This is a genomic window from Pseudomonas sp. HAR-UPW-AIA-41, from assembly GCF_002304225.1.
In the GTDB taxonomy this organism is placed as follows: domain Bacteria; phylum Pseudomonadota; class Gammaproteobacteria; order Pseudomonadales; family Pseudomonadaceae; genus Aquipseudomonas.
This window is the reverse complement of the sequence record NZ_NSLB01000031.1, coordinates 1-436: the sequence shown is the minus strand read 5'-3', so window position 1 is coordinate 436 and position 436 is coordinate 1. Positions and strand designations below refer to the sequence as shown.

Below are 436 nucleotides of genomic sequence, written 5' to 3'. Positions count from 1 at the left end.
GAAGCGGAAGACTGTACCGTTGTTTACTCTGTGGACGAATTAGTAGAGAAAGCGGAGAAAGAAGAGCAGTTATTTATTACGGGTGGAGCGGAAATTTTTTCGCTTAATGCTCCCGTTTGCAGATCGATTGTATGTAACGGTCATTATTTGGGCGATGGATCAAAACGGTGTCATCGGCAAAAATAATCAATTGCCTTGGCGACTGCCAGAGGATTTGAAGTTTTTTAAAGAAACGACGATGGGTCATCCGATTGTGATGGGGAGAAAGACATTTGAATCGATCGGCAAGCCGTTGCCGGGGCGAGAAAATGTGATTTTAACTCGTGATCGCCAGTATGAAGCGGAAGACTGTACCGTTGTTTACTCTGTGGACGAATTAGTAGAGAAAGCGGAGAAAGAAGAGCAGTTATTTATTACGGGTGGAGCGGAAATTTTT

At 43.8% G+C, this 436-nt stretch carries 1 protein-coding gene; it reads left to right on the top strand.

Going from position 1 to position 436, the window contains the following annotated elements:
- Window positions 1-106 precede the first annotated feature (106 nt).
- Window positions 107-436: dihydrofolate reductase (locus tag CK486_RS17730; protein ID WP_141248933.1), on the top strand; the 330-nt coding region annotated here is incomplete at its 3' end.